The 19,841-nt window shown below is 56.7% G+C and carries 10 protein-coding genes; 5 read left to right on the top strand and 5 right to left on the bottom strand.

Features of this window, described 5'->3' with window-relative positions; genetic code table 11:
* Positions 1-17: 17 nt before the first annotated feature.
* The 5 genes from OSO_RS51670 to OSO_RS0100385 all read left to right on the top strand — a co-directional run bounded on the left by OSO_RS51670 (position 18) and on the right by OSO_RS0100385 (position 12,627).
* Positions 18-3,551: a PSD1 and planctomycete cytochrome C domain-containing protein gene (locus tag OSO_RS51670; RefSeq protein ID WP_010581625.1), complete on the top strand. Its 3,534-nt coding sequence runs from the start codon at positions 18-20 to the stop codon at positions 3,549-3,551.
* 242 nt (positions 3,552-3,793) lie between these two features.
* Positions 3,794-5,851 (top strand): DNA mismatch repair endonuclease MutL, encoded by a 2,058-nt coding sequence (gene mutL / locus OSO_RS0100370; protein WP_010581626.1) that lies wholly within the window; start codon positions 3,794-3,796, stop codon positions 5,849-5,851.
* 111 nt (positions 5,852-5,962) lie between these two features.
* Entirely contained in the window at positions 5,963-7,441 is a 1,479-nt protein-coding gene (aroE, locus tag OSO_RS0100375) for a shikimate dehydrogenase (RefSeq protein ID WP_010581627.1), read from the top strand.
* A 216-nt stretch (positions 7,442-7,657) separates the two neighbouring features.
* Positions 7,658-10,489 (top strand): DNA gyrase subunit A, encoded by a 2,832-nt coding sequence (gene gyrA / locus OSO_RS0100380; protein ID WP_010581628.1) that lies wholly within the window; start codon positions 7,658-7,660, stop codon positions 10,487-10,489.
* Positions 10,490-10,884: 395 nt separating this feature from the next.
* Positions 10,885-12,627 carry a fatty acid CoA ligase family protein gene (locus tag OSO_RS0100385; RefSeq protein WP_010581629.1) on the top strand — a complete coding sequence of 581 codons (1,743 nt, stop codon included), beginning with the start codon at positions 10,885-10,887 and terminating at the stop codon, positions 12,625-12,627.
* 39 nt (positions 12,628-12,666) lie between these two features.
* On the opposite strand, the gene OSO_RS0100390 is transcribed toward OSO_RS0100385, so the two are convergent.
* The 5 genes from OSO_RS0100390 to OSO_RS41530 form a co-directional block, all read right to left on the bottom strand.
* Positions 12,667-15,486 (bottom strand): coiled-coil domain-containing protein, encoded by a 2,820-nt coding sequence (locus OSO_RS0100390; protein WP_157604915.1) that lies wholly within the window; start codon positions 15,484-15,486, stop codon positions 12,667-12,669.
* Positions 15,487-15,747: 261 nt separating this feature from the next.
* A complete protein-coding gene (locus OSO_RS41525) occupies positions 15,748-17,217 on the bottom strand; it encodes a serine/threonine-protein kinase (protein WP_010581630.1) in 1,470 nt (489 codons plus the stop codon).
* A gap of 91 nt (positions 17,218-17,308) precedes the next feature.
* Positions 17,309-17,926 carry an RNA polymerase sigma factor gene (locus tag OSO_RS0100400; protein WP_237729237.1) on the bottom strand — a complete coding sequence of 206 codons (618 nt, stop codon included), beginning with the start codon at positions 17,924-17,926 and terminating at the stop codon, positions 17,309-17,311.
* A 233-nt stretch (positions 17,927-18,159) separates the two neighbouring features.
* On the bottom strand, positions 18,160-18,663 hold the full coding sequence (locus OSO_RS0100405; protein WP_010581632.1) for a hypothetical protein: 504 nt from the start codon (positions 18,661-18,663) through the stop codon (positions 18,160-18,162).
* Positions 18,664-18,915: 252 nt separating this feature from the next.
* Positions 18,916-19,659 (bottom strand): 2'-5' RNA ligase family protein, encoded by a 744-nt coding sequence (locus tag OSO_RS41530; RefSeq protein WP_063710383.1) that lies wholly within the window; start codon positions 19,657-19,659, stop codon positions 18,916-18,918.
* Between the last annotated feature and the right edge of the window lie 182 nt (positions 19,660-19,841).

A 19,841-nucleotide genomic window follows, 5' to 3' on the forward strand; every position in this document is an offset into this window, starting at 1 on the left:
TTTTCCGAGACTGCGACATGGAATTCCGTTGCTGCAATCACACATTCGTGCTCCTACGCCATTTGACGTTGGGGCTCTCGATCATTTGCGTGACGGAACTCGCGCTTCCAGCGCTCGTGCATTCCCCACGATGCATCGCAGCAGACGATGAATCCAAGCTGCCGCCCGCCGTGGATCGGAAGGTCGAGTTTGCCCGCGACGTGGAACCGATTCTTCGAGATCACTGCTTCAAGTGCCATGGGCCCAATAAGCAGCGTGGCGAACTTCGACTCGATTTGAAATCGGCGGCAATGAAAGGCGGCGGCAGCTTCGCGCCGGCGATTATTCCTGAGCAAAGCGCCGACAGTCCGCTCGTCCAGTTCACGGCGGGGCTTGTCGAGGGCATGGAGATGCCACCCGAAGGCGAGAAACGGCTGTCATCCAAAGAGATCGGCATACTACGTGCCTGGATCGATCAGGGGGCCAATTGGCCCTCCAATGAAGAAAAGCTGGAAGAATCCAAGCCGCACTGGTCGTTCACCCCGGTCAAGCGACCGGCCGTTCCCGCAATGCCCGCCGGGAACACCGCGTCGGCACGCGATCCCATCGATCCGTTCATCCTGTCGATGCTCTCCGGACAAGAAGTCACAGCCTCCGATGGCTCGTCCACAACGCTCCAGCCGTCCGCAGAAGCCGATCGAACCACACTCATCCGCCGTGCCTCGTTTGATCTCATCGGATTGCCGCCAACCCCGGATGAGGTTGCGGAGTTTGCCAGTGACACAAGCCCAGATGCGTATGAACGGCTCGTCGACCGCTTGCTCGCGTCTCCGCATTTTGGCGAACGCTGGGCACGCCATTGGATGGATGTCGTCAAATTTGCCGAGAGCGATGGATTCGAAACAAATCAGCCCCGCCCCAATGCCTGGCACTATCGAGACTATGTGATCCGAGCATTCAACGAAGACAAGCCATTCGAACGATTCGTCTTCGAACAAATCGCCGGGGATACTGTCGGAGTCGACGAAGCCACCGGGTTTCTAGTCGCGGGCGCGTGGGACCGTGTGAAAAGTCCCGATCCGGCACTGACGGCTCAACAACGAGCCGACGAGCTGCATGACATGGTCAGTACCACCGGCACCGCGTTCATTGGCCTGACCATCGGATGCGCCCGCTGTCACAACCACAAGTTCGACCCGATCTCGCAGACCGACTACTACTCGATCAAGGCCGTCTTTGAAGGTGTGCAGCATGGCGAGCGTCCATTGCGATCGATCGAGTTCGAACGCAATCAGCAGACGGCTCAAAAACTTCGCACCGATCTCACAAGCGTCGAGCAAGACCTGACACGGTATGCGCCGGTCGCATTTGTGGCCGCATCGTCGACGCCTCCTTTTGAACAAAATCCCCTCGCAATCATCAGTGTGCAGCAATCAACGCTTCTGATTGACGACGAGCTCGACAGCGTCGAATTGAACGAACCACCTCGCGTGCACTTCGTGGTCCCTCGAACGGGCATCGAATCGTATCAGAACGGAACGCGGCGCGGTCAGAAAGGTGATCCGGGCGACACATCACACTACCCCAATCTCGGACGAAGCTATTCCCACTGGACGACGGCTCCCAAAACAGACGTCTTCACTTGGAATCCCCGCGTCGATGGCCGCTGGCATCTGTGGCTGTCGTGGGGCTGCGGATGGGACACGCACGCGCCCGATGCCACATACGTGCTCGATCGAGACGGTGACCTCGCGACAATCGGCGATCAGCAGGAAATTGTGAAGGTGGATCAGCGACGATTCGCAGATGGCACTTCCGGTGACAAGAATCAATCGCTCTGGAGCGGCTTTTTTGATGCGGGAATCCACACATTGGCGCCGACATCGTGCCTGGTGCTCCGCAGTGGTGATTCGAATGCGGTCGTCACGGCCGATCTGATCTGCTTACAGCGATCCACGGACGACAGCGACGCGGGACTCGCGCAGCCTCGATTGAGATCGTCCGTGCATCGACAACGAAACGTTGAGCGATTCTCTCCCATCAAGGCCCGTTTCGTCAGATTCGTCATTGAAGCCACGAATGGTGGTGAGCCCTGTCTCGATGAACTCGAAGTGTTCGAAACGCCCCAGACGCGGACGTCGCCCGCGCGCAACGTCGCGCTCGACAGTTTCGGAACGCGAGCCACCGCCTCATCCAGCCTGCCTGGATTCGACATCCATCAGGTCAAATTCGTGAATGACGGTCGTTATGGAAACTCGGCAAGCTGGATTTCACACGAATCCGGCAGTGGCTGGCTGCTGCTTGAGCTTCCCGAGCCCGTTGAGATCGATCGTGTTACATGGAGCCGCGACCGGCCCGATGAGGGCCGATTTCAAGATCGCATTCCAACTCGATACCGCATCGAGGCCGGCCTGAACATCGACGCGCTCCGTGTAGTTGCAACCTCTCAGGATCGAATGGCCTATGACCGCAAGCTCACATCTCTGCCCACCTTGATTGGGTGCAATCCATCCGAGCAACAACTCGCCCGCGAACTGACGACGCAGCGGGAAGCACTCCGCCAACAATTGAAGCGGCTGGCCGACATCGGCATGGCCTACGCCGGACGCTTTGTCAAACCGGAACCGACATATCGACTGCATCGTGGTGATCCGTTGCAGCCGAAAGAACAGACTCCGCCCGCAAGTCTCGCTTCATTTGGCTCCAAGTGGCAAATGCCGGCCGACGCACTCGAAAGCGCCCGTCGGACATCACTAGCGAAGTGGATTGCCGACCCCAGTCACCCCTTGACGGCGCGCGTCATGGCAAATCGCCTGTGGCACTTTCACTTTGGTCAGGGAATTGTGTCGACACCCAGTGATTTTGGCAGGAACGGGGGAACGCCTTCACATCCCGAACTTCTCGATTGGCTCGCGATGGAACTCGTTTCCGGCGATTCGCCCAAACGCTTGCATCGCATGATCGTCAATTCCGCAACCTACCGGCAATCGAGTCAGCCTCGCGATGACGCCATGAAACTCGATGCCGGCACGCGATTGCTGTGGCGATTTCCTCCTCGACGACTGGAAGCCGAGCCCATTCGCGACGCGATTCTGGCGATCAGCGGCAACCTGGATGATCGGATGTCGGGCCCCGGCTTCGACCTGTTTGAACCAAACACCAATTACGTCAAGGTCTATAACAGCAAGCACACCTTCGGCCCTGCCGAGTGGCGTCGGATGGTCTACCAGTCAAAACCGCGAATGCAACTCGACGATATCTTCGGGCAGTTTGATTGCCCGGATGCGGGACAAATCACCCCCAAACGGACATCCTCGATCACGGCGCTACAGGCTCTGAATCTTCTGAACAGCCGTTTCGTTCTGCAACAGTCGCAACTGTTTGCCAATCGATTGACAGCGGAAGCCGGTCCCGCCCCGGCAGACCAGGTACGCCTGGCGTTCCAGCTTGGTTTCCAGCGCGATCCAACTCACGAAGAATTGACGGCGGCCGTCGAGCTGATCGAACCGCATGGTCTGGTCGCGTTCTGTCGCGCCTTTTTGAATGCCAACGAATTTCTCTTCGTGTTTTAACGGTTTTAGGTGCCTTGATCCCGGAATGAACGAGATCGCTGGTTCGAATCCACCGGACGCTTCGTGTTTCGACCGTAGGCCGTTATTCTAAGGTGATTGACTGTCCGGACGGGCCCGCTCGTCAGGAACTCACGACGACGCGGCTCGCGCTGCAACGTTCGTGAACAACTCGGTTTAAGCTTGGTCCGGCTACGGCCGCGTTGGCTCGACGACTTTTATCTTCCAAGGATCGGTTTCGCGCGATGTCCCGGATTCAGCAGCTCTCGACCAGCGTCATCAACAAGATCGCTGCGGGGGAAGTCATCGAACGCCCTGCGAGCGTGATTAAAGAGTTGCTGGAAAACAGCGTCGACGCCCTGGCCACGCGCATTGAAGTGGACGTCGTTGCCGGTGGAAGCGAACTGATCCGGATCGTCGACGATGGCGAGGGTATTCATCCCGATGATTTGCTGCTGGCCGTATCCTCCCATGCCACCAGCAAAATCCGAAATGCCGACGACCTGTTCGGCGTGCAGACGATGGGGTTTCGCGGTGAAGCGCTGGCCTCGGTCGCGGAAGTCAGCCGGTTGCGCATCCGCTCACGGCAAGCCGATGCGGCACATGGCCACGAACTGGTCGTGAATCTGGGCGAAGTCGTTCCCCCTCGCGAATGCGGCTGCCCCTTAGGCACGCAAATCGAAGTTCGAAACCTGTTCGAGAACACTCCGGTCCGCCGGAAGTTCCTGAAAACCGTCTCGACCGAATTTGGACATATCAGCGAACATTTCACGCGTGTGGCCCTCGCCAATTCCCGCCTGCACATGGTGCTGCGTCACAACGACAAATTGGTCATGGAACTGCCTGCTTCACCCAAACCGCTCGACCGGCTGCGGATCTTCTTCGGCAAGGATGTCGCCGACGAATTGATTCCCGTCGAATCGGACCAGGGTGGCGTGCGAATGTGGGGATACGTCGGCCATCCGAATACCTCGAAAGCCACTCGCAAGATGCAGTATCTGTTCTTGAACGGACGCTGGATCACCGATCGCTCGCTGTTTCACGCGCTGACGGAAGGCTACCGCGGTCTGCTGATGGTCGGCCGACAGCCTGTGTGCTTTCTCTATATCGAGCTGCCGCCGGATCGCGTCGATGTCAACGTGCACCCGACAAAGGTTGAAGTGCGCTTTCAAGACAGCCAACAATTGTTTCGACAACTGCTGGCAATGATTCGCTCCAAATTCCTGAGCATGGATCTGCAAAGTCAGTTGCGCCTTCCCGCGACCCCCGCAGGAGGCAGCGGCGGTGCGGCCCCTGGGTTGCTTAGCGGGTTCTCTCCTTCGCCCGTCCGTCCCATCGAAAAACAACGTGAGTTGCAGGACGAGTTTTCGACCTATCTGACAGGCCAGATCAGCCCCGCTCCAATCAATCCCGGATCGGTTGGCAGGAACGAACCGATCTCAAATGGATCAGCGACGGCATTCGCCCCCGCCGCACGACCGGCCTCGGTCGCATCGGCGCGTATCGAACCCTGGCGTTCGGACACCCCCGACGACACCGACAATTTCATGGCGCCAAGCGCCGCAACCGCCGTTGCCGAGCGACTTGCCGATCCCGCGACGTCCGAATCGGAGACGGACGTGCCTGCCGAGCCCGTCACGTCGGCGGAATTCGGGCCGACCGAAGCCGCACCAGCAGCCGAAGCTCCCGTGCAGGTCGCACCGATCAATCAGAATAATGCATTCCGCGCCATGCAGGTTCACGATTGCTACTTGATTGTCGAAACACCGGAAGGCGTGACGGTGATTGATCAGCATGCTCTGCATGAACGCATCATGTATGAACATTTGCGCACGCGTGTTCTGGCGGGATCGGTCGAATCGCAGCGACTTCTGGTGCCTCAACCGATCGAAGTCACGTCAAAAGAAGCGGCGATGCTGCTGGAGCATCGCGACTCTCTGGAACGTGCCGGATTGGGGGTTGAAGATTTCGGCAATGGAACCGTGATCGTCAATCGTTATCCGGCCATGCTGCGGAAGGTCGATTTGCAGGAACTCGTCCGTGACTTGATTGATAAGCTAGAGAGTGGTGGCTCGGCCGGAGTACAATCCGGAGCACGCCGTGACATCCTCGATGAATTGCTGCACATGATGTCGTGCAAGGCCGCAGTGAAAGCGGGCCAGCGGTTGTCGCCTGAAGAAATTGAGAGTTTATTGATGCAACGACATCTGGTGGATGACGCACATCATTGTCCCCACGGCCGGCCAACCGCATTATCGCTCAGTCGGGCCGAACTTGATCGTCAGTTCGGGCGTCTGGGTTAGTAGCAACGGAAAGACTTCCAGAGTTCTGTTTTCCGTGTTCAGTGAAAACAAAGAACCTGACGAACAACCTCAACGACTGAACACCGATAACTGACGTGGACTGCCTTCGCCATGATTTGTGTTTCGATCGCCCGCACGCGACATCGCATGATGATCGCCGAACATCATGCCCTGGCCGAGCGAGGGGCTCAGCTCGTTGAACTTCGCATCGATTGGCTCGCCCGCGACCCGGATGTTCCTCGACTGCTGAAAGATCGACCGACGCCCGTCATTGTCACTTGCCGACGCGCCCAAGACGGCGGCAAGTGGCGCGGAACCGAAGAAGCGCGAATTCGTCTGCTTCGAACCGCCATTGTGTCCGGTGCGGACTATGTCGACCTGGAAGATGACATCGCGTCCTCGATTCCCCGCTATGGTAAGACCAAACGCATTGTCAGCCATCACGATTTCAACGGCACGCCCGACCATATCGAAGAAGTCTGGGCAGAAATTGCCGAGATGAACCCCGATATCATCAAAGTCGTCACGCTTGCCAATTCGCCCAGCGACTGCGTGCGAATGCTGAAACTGGTCAAGGACGCCAAGATTCCCACAGTCGCCTTTTGCATGGGAGATTTTGGCGTCTGGAGTCGTGTCGCCTGCGGCAAATTGGGCTCGCCCTTTACCTACGCAACATTCAGCCAGGATCGCGAAGTCGCGCCCGGACAGTTGTCGTTTCAAGATATGAAACACATCTATCACTACGAGACGATCAATGCCAAAACGCAACTGTTCGGCGTCATCGGCGATCCGATCGGACACAGCCTGAGCCCCCTGCTGCACAACGAAGCGATGCGCAAGATCGGATTTAATGGCGTTTACGTGCCGTTACGAGTCGCCCGCGATCAATTGACTCAAACTCTCGCAGACCTGGAAACACTCGATTTCCGGGGACTCAGTGTCACGATCCCGCACAAGGAAGCCGTGCTGGCAAAGTTTCCTCGGTGTGAAGAATTCGTGCGGCAGATCGGTGCCGCCAATACACTCTTCCGCGGCTCCGACAATCAATGGCAGTCGTTTAATACCGACTATCAGGCGGCACTCGACAGCGTGAAACTCGCCTTGCCGACCGGTGATACGCTGGAAGGAAAACGCGTTCTGCTTCTGGGGGCGGGCGGTGCGGCGCGCGCCATTGGCATGGGCATCACCCGCGCCGGTGGGGCGCTCGTTATCACCAGCCGAACGTCTGCACGGGCGAAAACCCTGGCGGAACAACTCAACTGCCGACATGTCACCTGGGAAAATCGCGGAGCGGAATACGCCGACATTTTGATCAACTGCACCCCAGTCGGCATGTATCCCGAAATGGATCAAACGCCGTTCCAGCAGAACTGGCTGCGGGAAGGGATGATCGTGTTTGACACGATTTACACTCCCGAGAACACTCTATTGATCAAAGAGGCTCAGGTGCGAGGCTGTAAGACCGTTTCGGGGATCGAAATGTTCATCAGGCAGGCGGCAGCGCAGTTCGAACGATTCACCGGAAAACCCGCATCCCTGGATGACCTGCGCGAGACACTTCGCAAGGGGATTTCCGCCGCCCGCCGATAGCCCGACAAACTCGGCGTTTCTCGGTGAATTGTGTCGCTGGAACCCCCTCCGCAGCGTTGAGATACGCCACAAATTCAGGTAGGATAGGCTTTCACGAAATGCTCCGGGTTTCACCGTGAGCAGGCGGTGTGAAATCCCACCGAAAATGTCGGAATCACCGCGCGCCGTTCGGCTTTGGAAGCACGGTGCGGTGTGAGTTTCCCGAGGAGTCTTCGATTGGCTAATGGTGATGGAACTCCCGACGGCCCGGACGCGCCGAACGGGTTAAGCGCTACCAATGGTGGCAGCGACCGCGTCAAAAATATCGCAATTCAAGACGAGATGCGGACGAGCTATGTCACGTACGCCATGTCCGTCATCATCAGCCGCGCGCTTCCCGACGTCCGCGACGGCCTGAAGCCCTCTCAGCGCCGCATCCTCGTCGCCATGAACGACCTGAACCTCGGACCAAACTCGGGGCGAGTCAAATGCGCGAAGATCTGCGGTGATACGAGCGGTAACTACCATCCTCACGGTGACGGCTCGATTTACCCGACACTGGTCCGCATGGCCCAAAATTGGAACGTCCGGGACGTTCTGATTGACAAACAGGGCAATTTCGGCTCGCTCGCGGGAATGCCTCCTGCCGCCATGCGATACACCGAAGCCCGCCTGTCGGCCGTCGCGAACGAGATGCTCGACGACCTCAAACGTGACACCGTCGACTATGTCCTGACCTATGACCAGCGAAATCGCGAGCCGGTCGTTCTGCCATCACGATTCCCCAACCTGATCGTCAACGGTTCCAACGGAATCGCCGTCGGGATGGCAACCAGCATTCCGCCGCACAATTTGGGCGAAGTGTGCGATGCCACAATCCGATTAATCGACGACCCTGATTGTTCGCTCGACGATCTCGTCGAGTGCATGCCCGGCCCCGACTTCCCCACCGGCGGGATCATTTGCGGCCGCATGGGCGTTCGTCAGGCCTACCTGACCGGTCGATCGACGATCATTCTGCGCGCGAAGACTCGGTTCATCACCGAAAAGAACACGGACATTATCGAAGTCACCGAGATTCCTTATCTCGAAACACGCGACCGAATCCGTGAAAAGATCGAACTGCTGATCAAAGAAGACCGCATCAAGGGGATCGCCCGCGTCACCGACTTGACCGACCGCACCCTGCCCGCCTGGCAGACTTGTCTTCACATCGCCGTGAAACGCGGTGAAGACAAAGAAGTGGTCTTGAACCAGCTCTTCCAGTTCTCGCCGCTGCAATCCACCGTCAGTATCATTCTGCTCGCGCTCGTCGGCAACCGACCGAAGTTGCTTTCGCTAAAGGAAATGCTGGCCGAGTTCCTGCGACATCGCGTCACGGTGATCCGTCGACGCACGGAATTCCTGCTCGGCGAAGCCCGCAAACGCAAGCACACCGTCGAAGGCTTGCTGATCTGCCAGGTCAACCTCGACGAAGTGATCGCGACGATTCGCAATTCGCCAAGCCGAGCCGAAGCCAAGGACCGCCTGCAGCAGATCCTCGTTCCGGCACCCCTTGTGAAACGTGCACTGGGCGACGATGGGTTTGCGATGTATCAGTCAGAAGTGGGGGACAAGCCGAACTATTCGCTCTCCACCAATCAGGCCGAAGCGATCGTTTCGATGCAGTTGGGTTCTCTCGCTAACCTCGAACGTGAAAAGCTCAATGACGAACATGCGAAGCTGCTGATCGATATTCGTGGCTATCTGCATCTGTTGTCCGACGAAGCCAACATTCGCGCCGTCGTCCGCGATGACATGATCGCCCTCAAGGCCAAGTACTCCAGCAAGCGCCGAACTGAAATCAACGAACTGGAGTTGAGCGGTGTCAATTACGAGGACTTGATCGCCGAAGAGCCGATGGTCGTCACGCTGTCGCAGCGCGGCTATATCAAGCGAATGCCGCTCAATTCGTATCAGGCCCAGAACCGCGGCGGAAAGGGTGTGATCGGTGCCAAGGCGGACGACGAAGACGCCATTGAACACCTGTTCGTCACCAGCACACACGCCTGGCTGCTGTTCTTCACAGACAAAGGCAAGGTTCTGTGGGAAAAGGTTTATAACCTGCCACTACAAAACCGCACCAGCAAGGGGCGGGCGCTCGTGAATCTGCTCGCCTTGCCGGATGGCGATCGCATCAGCAGTTGCGTGGCCGTGCGAGAATTCGACGACCAGCACTTCCTGATGATGGCCACCAAGAATGGCGTGGTCAAGAAGACGCCACTGTCAGCGTACAAACGCCCGATGAAGGGCGGAATCATCGCCATCAATCTGCGTGACAACGATCAACTGATCGAAACGTTGATCGTCGGTCCCACGGACGATGTCTTGTTGGCAACCCAGGGCGGCATGGCGATTCGGTTCTCGCAAACCGACGCACGCAGCATGGGACGCGACACAACAGGCGTTCGCGGCATCCGTCTGAAGAAAGACGATTTCTTGATCGGCATGGTGCTTGCAGACCCGTCGATGAGCCTCCTGACTGTCTGCGAAAACGGCTACGGTAAACGAACCTCCATCGGGATCGGCGGGCCTCCGATTGACGTGAGTGCGACTGCTGAAGCAGGTGCTGACGAAGAAGCCCTGGTCGAAGAAGAAGTCGTCGAAGAAGAAACCACATCAGACGACGCCGATGCAGACGATTCGGACGAAGCGGTGGCCTCGGCGAATCAATACCGTCGACAAAAACGCGGCGGTAAGGGTGTGAAAGACATCAAGACCACGAAGCGAAATGGAAACGCCGTCAAAATCCTGGCCGTCGCCGATCAGGATGAAGTCCTGATGGTCACCGCAACCGGCAAGATCCAACGCATCCGCGCGGGGGATATCAACGAGATCGGTCGCAACACGCAGGGCGTGCGCGTGATCCGCCTCGAAGAAACCGACAAGCTGGTCAGCATGGCACGGATCCCTGCGGATCTGGTCGCAGAACTCGCTCCTGCGGTGGACGGAACTCCCGCACCGACGGAAGTCACACCAACGGAACCTGCACCACCCGTTGAACCACCAGAAGCCCCCGCAGCAGAGTAGTTGAATTCGCGATTTCAAACGTTGACCTGTCGTGCCCGTCACGGCAGGTCAACGGAAGTCGGATTCAAAAGCCGTTTTTGCTTGTATGCCACTGGATGTGCCAGTGCCAGTAGATACAGGAATGAGAAACACCGTTGGCTGGGAAGCAAACAGCCGTCCAGAACAAACTTTTGTTTGAATGGTCAATCAACAACCTTCATCGTTCTGTTGAGGACCTCTGTCGGTCGGGCACTGGCATCGCCAGTCGCACACAAATACCATGACGTGGATTCTGGTCTCGTGGTCCGGTTGCCCCGTAGAATCTGAGAAAAGCAAACACGCACGACAACGACAGAATCGTACCCCACATTGGGTGCCACTCTTTTCGTCTGCGCCATCTGTCCCGAGAATGCCCGATGCCCACGATCAACATCGCTTCGCATCTCACAGACATGGCCGTTCGATCACCCGAACAACTCGCGGTGCTGTTTCCTCAGTCTCGTGACCGATCTGGTAAAACCGAATACGCCCAGTACACCTATCACCGTCTGGAGGAAGAGAGCAACTTCCTGGCAGCGGGCCTTGATTCGATGGGTATCGGTCGGGGCGTGAAAACCGTCCTGATGGTCCCTCCATCATTGGAATTCTTCTCGCTGACATTTGCCCTGTTCAAAGTCGGCGCGATTCCTGTGATGGTCGATCCCGGCATGGGGATCAAAAATCTCGGAAAATGTCTCGCGGAAGCCGAACCGACCGCATTCATCGGCGTGACGAAAGCACACGTCGCGCGCCTGTTGTTTCGCTGGGCTCGTCGGTCGCTCAAACAGTTGGTCACGGTCGGTCGCAAACTGGGATGGGGCGGAGTCACGCTGTCCACAGTGACCGAATCGGGACGCAAACGTCAATCGTCAGCGAACCCAGCCGACGAACATTGGATCGCCCACACAGTTCATGCCGACGAAACGGCGGCAATCCTCTTCACAAGTGGCAGCACCGGCATTCCCAAAGGCGCGGTTTATTCGCACGGAAACTTCACCGCCCAGGTCGCCGCCCTGAAGCAGGCGTTCCAGATCGAACCGGGTGAGGTGGATCTCTGCACGTTTCCCCTGTTCGCGTTGTTCGCTCCGGCCCTGGGAATGACGGCAGTCGTACCACGCATGGATTTCACCAAGCCCGCACGCGTCATCCCCCGGGAAATCGAAGAGCCGATCGTTCGCTTCGGAATCAACAACCTGTTCGGCTCCCCCGCTCTGCTCAACCGAGTCGGACGCGAGTTCGCATCGAGCCCCACTTCCCAATCGCCAGCCGGATCACAGCCCGCTGACGGAACTCCACCTTGGAAGTCACTGCGACGAGTGTTGTCGGCCGGCGCTCCAGTCTCACCCTTGATCCTCGAACGGTTCTCGCAGCGCCTGTCCGAGACGAGTCAAATCTTCACCCCCTACGGGGCGACCGAGTCTCTGCCGGTTGCCGTCATTGGCAGTCACGAGATCCTGCGGGAAACACGTTACCGTACGGCTGAAGGAGCGGGAACCTGCGTCGGCCATCCCGTGACTGGGATTGAAGTCCGCATCATTCGCATCTCGGACGACCCGATCGCCGAATGGAACGACAGCCTGTGTGTCGCGCCGGGCGAAATTGGCGAGATCGTGGTTCACGGCCCGATGGTCACACAACAGTATTACCTCCGCCCGGACCTGACCGCGCTGGCCAAGATTCGCGATCCCGCGACCGGTCGCGTGCGGCATCGCATGGGAGACGTCGGCTACTTCGACGAGCAGGGCCGACTCTGGTTTTGCGGTCGAAAATCGCACCGCGTCGAGACTGCTGAGCGCACCTATTTCACCGAACCTGTCGAAGGCATCTTCAATACACATCCGGCCGTCTTCCGTACGGCTCTCGTGGGTGTGCGCCGCGCGGACGGCGTCGAACCGATCCTGTGTGTCGAACGAGAACGTTCTGACGGTCGAGATCATCAACAACTCTCGGACGACGAGCTGACGAAGCAATTGCTTGAGATCGGCGCAAAGTTCGAAACATCGCGACCAATTCGCACGATTCTGTTTCACCCCAGTTTCCCGGTCGACATCCGCCACAACTCGAAAATCTTCCGCGAGAAGCTGGCCGTCTGGGCAGCGTCAACCGTCGGTTTAAAATGACGAGTTTCCGATCTGCGCTGTGAAATGCACAGAATCTCACTACCGTTCGGAGTCGTGTAAGATTGCCCCCCTCACGATCGCTCGAGTTAATGTTCCTGCATCCGATTCGGTGACGCAAAGCTGTACGCGTTTTTCAGACGCGGACTTCATAAGCAGAATGCGTATCCCTTCATTTCGCAAATTCTCGACTGCTGTGACGATCCGACCACGATCACAGTCGGAAGGAAGTGCGAATGAGATTTGCCCATCGCCTTTCCATTGCCCAATTGTAATCGAGTCGTAGTCGTCTGATCGAAGTGCATCGGCAGAGTCAACAAACTTGTATCCATGTATCCTCTCGAGATTGGGATTGGGGACCACAAGTTCAGCAGAAGACGACGTTTGTCTCTCCGTTGAGACCTCAATTGCATTCAAGATCTGTATTGCGAGTTCAGGAGCCGAATCAGCATCGTGAACAAACAACATAAGAGCCCGTGCTTTTTCATTTTCAGAGGTGACGTAAATCGAAAGGTCCCGCTTCTGGTGAGCGATCGATTCGAGTTCATGCGCCAGACGGCTTAAGCTGATTCGATAGTTGATGGAAAAATTATGATTACGAAGCGATCCACTTGCCGCGACGATTTGGCAGCTCGTAAGAGCTTCAAAGATGGAATCCTCGCCCCGAGGAATCGCTTTCGCGTTACTCATTCGTACGGCCTCGCCTGATCGATCGCGCAAAACGTTCGTGTCCATTTGCTGTTCTTGGAGAAACACAATCACCCCAGGCACAAGACGCGCGATTTTCAATTTCAGTGCTTCACTTTTTGTTCCTTGTAGTATCCCAGCGAACGAGCGCAGCACGGTCGTTCGCTGGACGGTCTCGCCCCGCATGATCTCATGAATGTCTCTCGAGAAGATCTGGGAAGGATTTTTCTGATTGAAGAGTTGGCAGAGATTGTGATCGTTCTCTTCGACGACACCCGTAAGCGACCGAAGGATCGTGACGAACAGAACGGGATCGATCGGCGGGACGTCATGGAATTTCAAGCTCGTTTGATCCTTATCGACGTTGGAGAGAGCATAAAACCAGGGTCCGAGGTCCCTCGCCTTTTTCTCGATGAGCAGCCGAACAACTTGATAAGGCGCGTCATCGATCAGCCCGGCCAGTCGCACTTGTTCCTGATTAATCCACACCAGATCAGCCTGATGTTCCAACATCGTTGAGAGCAGTTTCATTTTTTCAGTCGTTCGTTCCCCCGTCGGCGACGATCGTTTGATCGCGTTGGGAATGACTCCCGTCATGCGTGCGACCTGGCGCAAGTACATTGCGGAGTGAACCAAGCCGCATCGATTTTCATCCAATGATGCCGCGTTGCGATTGGCGAACTCGAATAAGAGCTCACCCGTCCGCCTCAAATTCGCCTTATCCGAAGGATTCCACTTCGGAATCAGTTTGTCGAGTGATCCGGCAACGCGTCGCCAGTTCTCTGTTGCACTTTCGGTTTCGAGCGACTCTGAAAGATACTTATTGACTTCATCGACGTACGCCTCGGTCCATGCCCGTCGTTTCTCCGCTTGTGGTCCGTTCTCCGCTTCGGGCGCGTACGTTCGCGAACGGAGATGGCTATGAGGCGTCAATTCTGCCGCGGGCTTTCCGTCGAGCACATCCTTGAAGGCAATCGATGGTGAAGTGGTAAAAAATACGGGCTCACGCGCGGAAGCCTCTGCCGTATCCCTTTGCCCCGCGATCGGGTCACTCAAGAAGATCTCGGGAATCAGTTCAACAGGTGTACCCTGCTCCGGAGGTTTCCGTTTCTGATGGGCCGAAGTGGGCTCAGAAATGTTTTCTCTCCGCGTCAGTTCCTCAACACGTCGCAGGATGATTTTCTCTGCGAGGGTTTTGCGGTGCTGCTGTCGCGCCTGGAGCAATTGCAAATCAATCGAAGCAAGCTGCATGCGGCATTCCTGCACGAGCAACTGGGCATGGAACGATCGATCGACCAGCGTCTGCAACCGACTGCGCGTCGTTTTGATGTCGATTGTGGGCAGATCATTCGCCACGTCTTTTTGATATGACGCGGTCGCTCTCGTCACGGCTTTTTCGGCATCGCGGTAGTCTTGCTCCCAGATTTCGAGTTTGTCTTCAAGATGCTTGCGCAGCAACTGACTGATACTGATGGCGCTGTCCGTAACGACACTCCCCGCGGCAAGTTCATCAAACTTTGGCTCAGCCGTTGTGGGCGTTTCCGAGTCGCTCGAATCATTCTTGCGTCTGTTCGCGTCTCCCCACATGCGCATGACATGAGACAGCTCCTTTTGAATCGCATCAACCGTCGCCTGCTCCGCGATTTTTTTCGCTTCCTTCGCAGTTACACTCGCACTCTTCAACTTGTTCTGGGCTTCAGACACCTTCTCCTGAATCGCGTCCATCGTCAATTCGCCAGCTCTTATCGACTCCAGTCTCGCTGCATGATCGTTCTTCATCTCACGCTGGATTCGAGCCAGTTCTTTTTGGAGAGCCTCGAGCTTTGCATCTCTGATCCTGACCAATTCATTCTGCACGTTTGAGCCCTGCAAGAGCTCGTCATGCTTCGCACGCGTCGACTTCAGCAACTCAAGGAGCCGTTCTTGTTGAAGCTCAAGTTTGCTCTTACCGCTTTGGCGATCTTTCTGGGCCTCATCTGGCGGTTCACCTTCACTTAAGTCGTCGCCCCTCTTTGGCGGCACAGGATCGTCTTTCGACGAATTGAGTCTTGAGTCTCCTTCGGACGTGGCGGCTGGCGCGCTCAAAGGTTGTTCGTCCGATCGCGAGTTGTCCTGCGAGGTCCCGATTACCGCCATCGCGGGGACGATCGTGAGTAGTAGGATTACTCGGATCATTGATAATTTCAGACGCATGCCATCAACCTCTCTTCCTTGATTGGGGGTGTTGTACATTTCATCGTTGGCACTTCAATCGTGGCGCAGCTTGTCAATGACGACGTCACATCCAATTGCGAACCGGCGTTGTGCAAGAAAGGGGACTGGCTCCGCAAGGTGCCTGTCTCCTTTCTTGCACAACACAGAGTCGATCACAGCTCGCCACGATCAACTCCGTGCAATCTTTCAAGCAGGCCGGATACGGAATCCACACAACCACCTTCACGGCGGATCCTTGTCGAATTCGTCGTTCAATTGCAGCAAAGTGGATTCAAGGCGTTTGAGATCATCATCGGGATTCCACCGCAATTCGGAATCACCATCTGACATCTCATCGGTCACGTCGGATTGCCTCTGCGACGCCGCGACCGTTGCGGCGTTGACGGTCGACTCGATCGCCTGCTCGTCCCGCGCTGCAGGCGGAGTTGGCGTCGGAAGATCCTCGACGAATTTCGGCAGCCTGATCGGCCGCTGCGCGACACTCGCAAGGACAAGCATGCCAACCGCAACGACAATCAGCCCCAGCCGCTTGGACCACACGTTCGAACGGGCATACGGCGCGGGCAATCGTGCGAGGTGCGGTTGATGGACATGAGCCAGACATTGTTCGAATAATTCGGCCACCTGGTGCGCCGAGGCAAAACGCTGTGACGCGGATTTGGCCAGCAGGCGATCAACGACTTGTCCCAACCAACTCGGGAGCTGTGGATTGATTTCACGCAAAGGGCGGGCTCGATCATCAGTGATTCGGCGCAGAATGCCGTACGCGGTCTCCGCCCGAAACGGAGGATGACCAGCGCACATCGCATAGATGACACTCCCCAAACTAAACAGGTCGCTTCGGGCATCGATCCCCTCCCCGCGGGCCTGTTCTGGCGACATGTATTGAGGGGTTCCTGCAATCACGCCGCTACGCGTCAAACTGGCGTCGTCCGCCGCGCGGGCCAGACCGAAGTCGGTAATCATGACTCGTTCGACGTTGGCGAGCAGCAGAATATTGCCCGGTTTGATGTCGCGATGGACGAGCCCCTGATCGTGCGCAGCCGCCAAACCGCGCGCCGTCTGCATCGCAATCCGCAAGATTTCCTCAAGCGAAAGCGGTCCATCACGATCGATCCGTTTCTGCAGTGACTCACCTTTAATATAGGGCATGACGAGATACGGAATTCCCCGATACTCATCGACACCGTGTATCGCCACGACATTGTCGTGAACCACCGCGGCGGCCGCCTGTGCTTCGCGGGCAAATCGCTGCTTCGCCGCACCGCTACTGGCAAAATGCGGTGCCAGTACCTTGATCGCGGCATATCGATTTAGTGCTGGATCAAAGGCCTTCAGTACGAGCCCCATTCCACCGCAGCCAATCACCCCCGAGACTTCGTAACATCCGATGCGGCCCAGCATTCGCGGGTCGTCGGTCGGACCGAGAAAATCCAGATTCATTCGCTCAACGGACGACGTGACGTTGTTGTCCGCCGTACGGATCGTGGCGCCCGCCGCATTCTCAATCGAACTGAGAAGTGCCCGCGCGTCATCCCACAACGATTGATCCGCTGTCCGTCGTTGCAGCTCACGGCAACAGTCCTCGCACTGATCCAAATGACGCTCAAACTCGACGATTTGAGAATCGTCCAGACGCTCCGTGAGGAAGTCCAGAATTCGTTCGCTGCGACACAGACTCAGTTCAGACATTTCAAATTGCTTCTTTACTGAAATCGGCTTCTTGTAGAACGAGGAGATTCAAATGTCGTTCTCTCCATGACATTCGTGGTAACCGCGACCATCACTCGTCGTGAAGGATCGTGGCATCGAGCTCCTCAATCCGACGTTTTAATCTTTGCATGACACGGCTGCGGGACGCATAGATGCTGCCGCGGCTACGCTCCAGTTGCTTGGCAGCGATGTCGATGTCGACGTCCTCCACTGTTGTGAGCCAAAACGACAGCCAGGTCTCTTCCGAGAACTCTTCACGAATGTCACGCGCCGCCATCAGGAAGAGTTCACGGCGGCATTCCGTTCTCAACAGATCCGAATCCGCACCGTTCCGGGCGGGACACTGCTCCAGGAATTTCTGAATCTCGTCATCGCCCGACGACCGATCGGGCACACCTCGCGACAAGGCATTCAAAATGGCATTTTGTGCAATTCGTCCCAACCATGTCCGGAACTTGGCCCTTCCGGAATCCGGCTCCCAGCGATCGATGGCACGCGCAATGGCCCAGAGCACCTGTTGAGCCAGATCGTCCGCGTCCGCCGATTGCATCCCTTTGTATCGCGCCATCCGACAAATCACCGGACGATAGATTTCCGAGAATTCGTACCAACTCTCACGGTCCGCGGGATCGCGAACTCGGAGCAGCAAGCTGGGACGTGTCTCGGGAGCCGCCATCGAATGACTCATTGAAAAGGTCTCAACAGACTACACACATCTCCCGATCTTCTTTGACACACTTTTCCGATTTTGATCCGATTTGATCGCAGACGTGAGGGCGTTCTGTCGAGAAAGACTCGTGCAAGCACATCACTGCATGTCAGATACGCTACGCTGCCCAGGATGTAATCGGCCCGCAGGAGCCCTCGTGGAACCAAAGGATTATGAGTCCTCAGTTCTGACGTCAGCTCAGTGTTCGAATTTCATGATTCCCATCTGTTTCCGCGTTCTTGCGAACACAGATGAACCTGCAGTTGGGCAGTTTCCCGAGACTTGCCGAGAAGCAGATGTGCGGAGAGTAGAGTCAGCGGCAAGACGATTGCCCAGTAGGGGATCGTCCACGATTCGAATTCCTGAATCCACCGAGGACCGCTGGCGACAACCTCTTCATTGCAAAAAGCAGAGAAGTCGAATCCCAAACCAGCAACCCTCCAATGAAGCTCGTATCCTTCCCACGATTCCTCAAGACCAGGTTGATCGTTGACTCGGTAGAGCCATCTCGATGGCCGGGGATTCCGAATTGGCCAAATTCTTTCCCAACTGACGCGCCCATGAACCGAGATCACGCCATGAGTATTCGTCTGATTGAGCCGAAACAACGCGTCCAGACTTGATTGACTTCTGACCCAAGCCGCCAGGAACCCGCACGCCAGGAGCAGCGTGACGACACCCAGTTTGCGCTTCCAGCCTCGGAAGAACTCTCCCATGATTTCGCTCGCAGATGACTTGTGACAGGTTGTCTGTAGTCTTACCGCTTGAACGGCGGCGAGCAAGAGCCTCGGACAATTGAGCCGTCGAGACAAGACTCAACGGCAGGCAGTCACAGAGCTTCAATTCTGAATGATGAGGTTCGTGACCTCGCGACGAGCACGCCAAACAGGCCGAGGATGCGGCTCACACACCGATTAGGAGGAAGTCACACGGCCCCTCGTCGAAGCACGTCACACGTGGGGATGCCGTCATTTCTTTTCGTTCGTGTCGACAGACGACCACAGCATCTTTTGCGCAGTTCCAAACTCGCCAAGTTGATAAATGTCGATAGATTTCGCCTGGAAGGTGAACACGGAAAATGGTTCCACTTTGAGCTTGTCGACGAATTCACGTGTTCCGAGACCAATCGTCACATGCGGATTAAAGTTCTTCCCACTACTTTTGGGGACAAACTCCGAAACATACCGAATCGTCTGCTGGGATTGAGAAATCGTCGCTCCATCTGACCTCAAGGCGAACGATTCTGCCGTCCCCTTCTCCGATGTGAATGGCGAGACCGCATCAATGAATTTCTGCTGCAAACGCATGAGGTCATGCGACCGCTCCACGACAATTCCGGCCAACCCCAGTTTTTCAACTGGTATGTCGTAGTAACCCGTTGCTTTGAACGTCCACGCGGTTGGGGTCTCGTTCCGCAAGACTTCGGCGACAGCCGCTTGAACACGTTCCAATTCGCTTGTTCTGACGAATCGTTGAAGCAGTGTGATGTGTGCCGCGTGAATGGCGTCGAGTTGAAAGCCATTGGGATAATTCCCGCACAGCCGATCATTGGCCCCCCGCGCACGGTCCAGCATCAACTGGTCGGGCGCAAGCAGAATGTCGATCGCGGTCACGTCGTGGACACGCTGGGACGATTGCCCGAATGCCAGCAGCGGGCAAATCACGATGAAGATGCCGCATGCGGACAGAAGAACCGTCTGACGTGAGGTCATCTTGAACGCTTTCAGGAGATCGTTGACTGCCTGAGGAAATAACGGCCGACCATCGGCACGACACCTGTCAGCACCAAGACTGTCGCGACAGAGCGACTGCGCCACTAGTCTCGGTCGACCGAGACCCGGATGTCGCCAGAGTCCTCAATCAGAATTCGGACTTCAATGCGACAACGGCAGTC

Origin of the sequence: Schlesneria paludicola DSM 18645 (genome assembly GCF_000255655.1) — a bacterium.
GTDB classification, from domain to species: domain Bacteria; phylum Planctomycetota; class Planctomycetia; order Planctomycetales; family Planctomycetaceae; genus Schlesneria; species Schlesneria paludicola.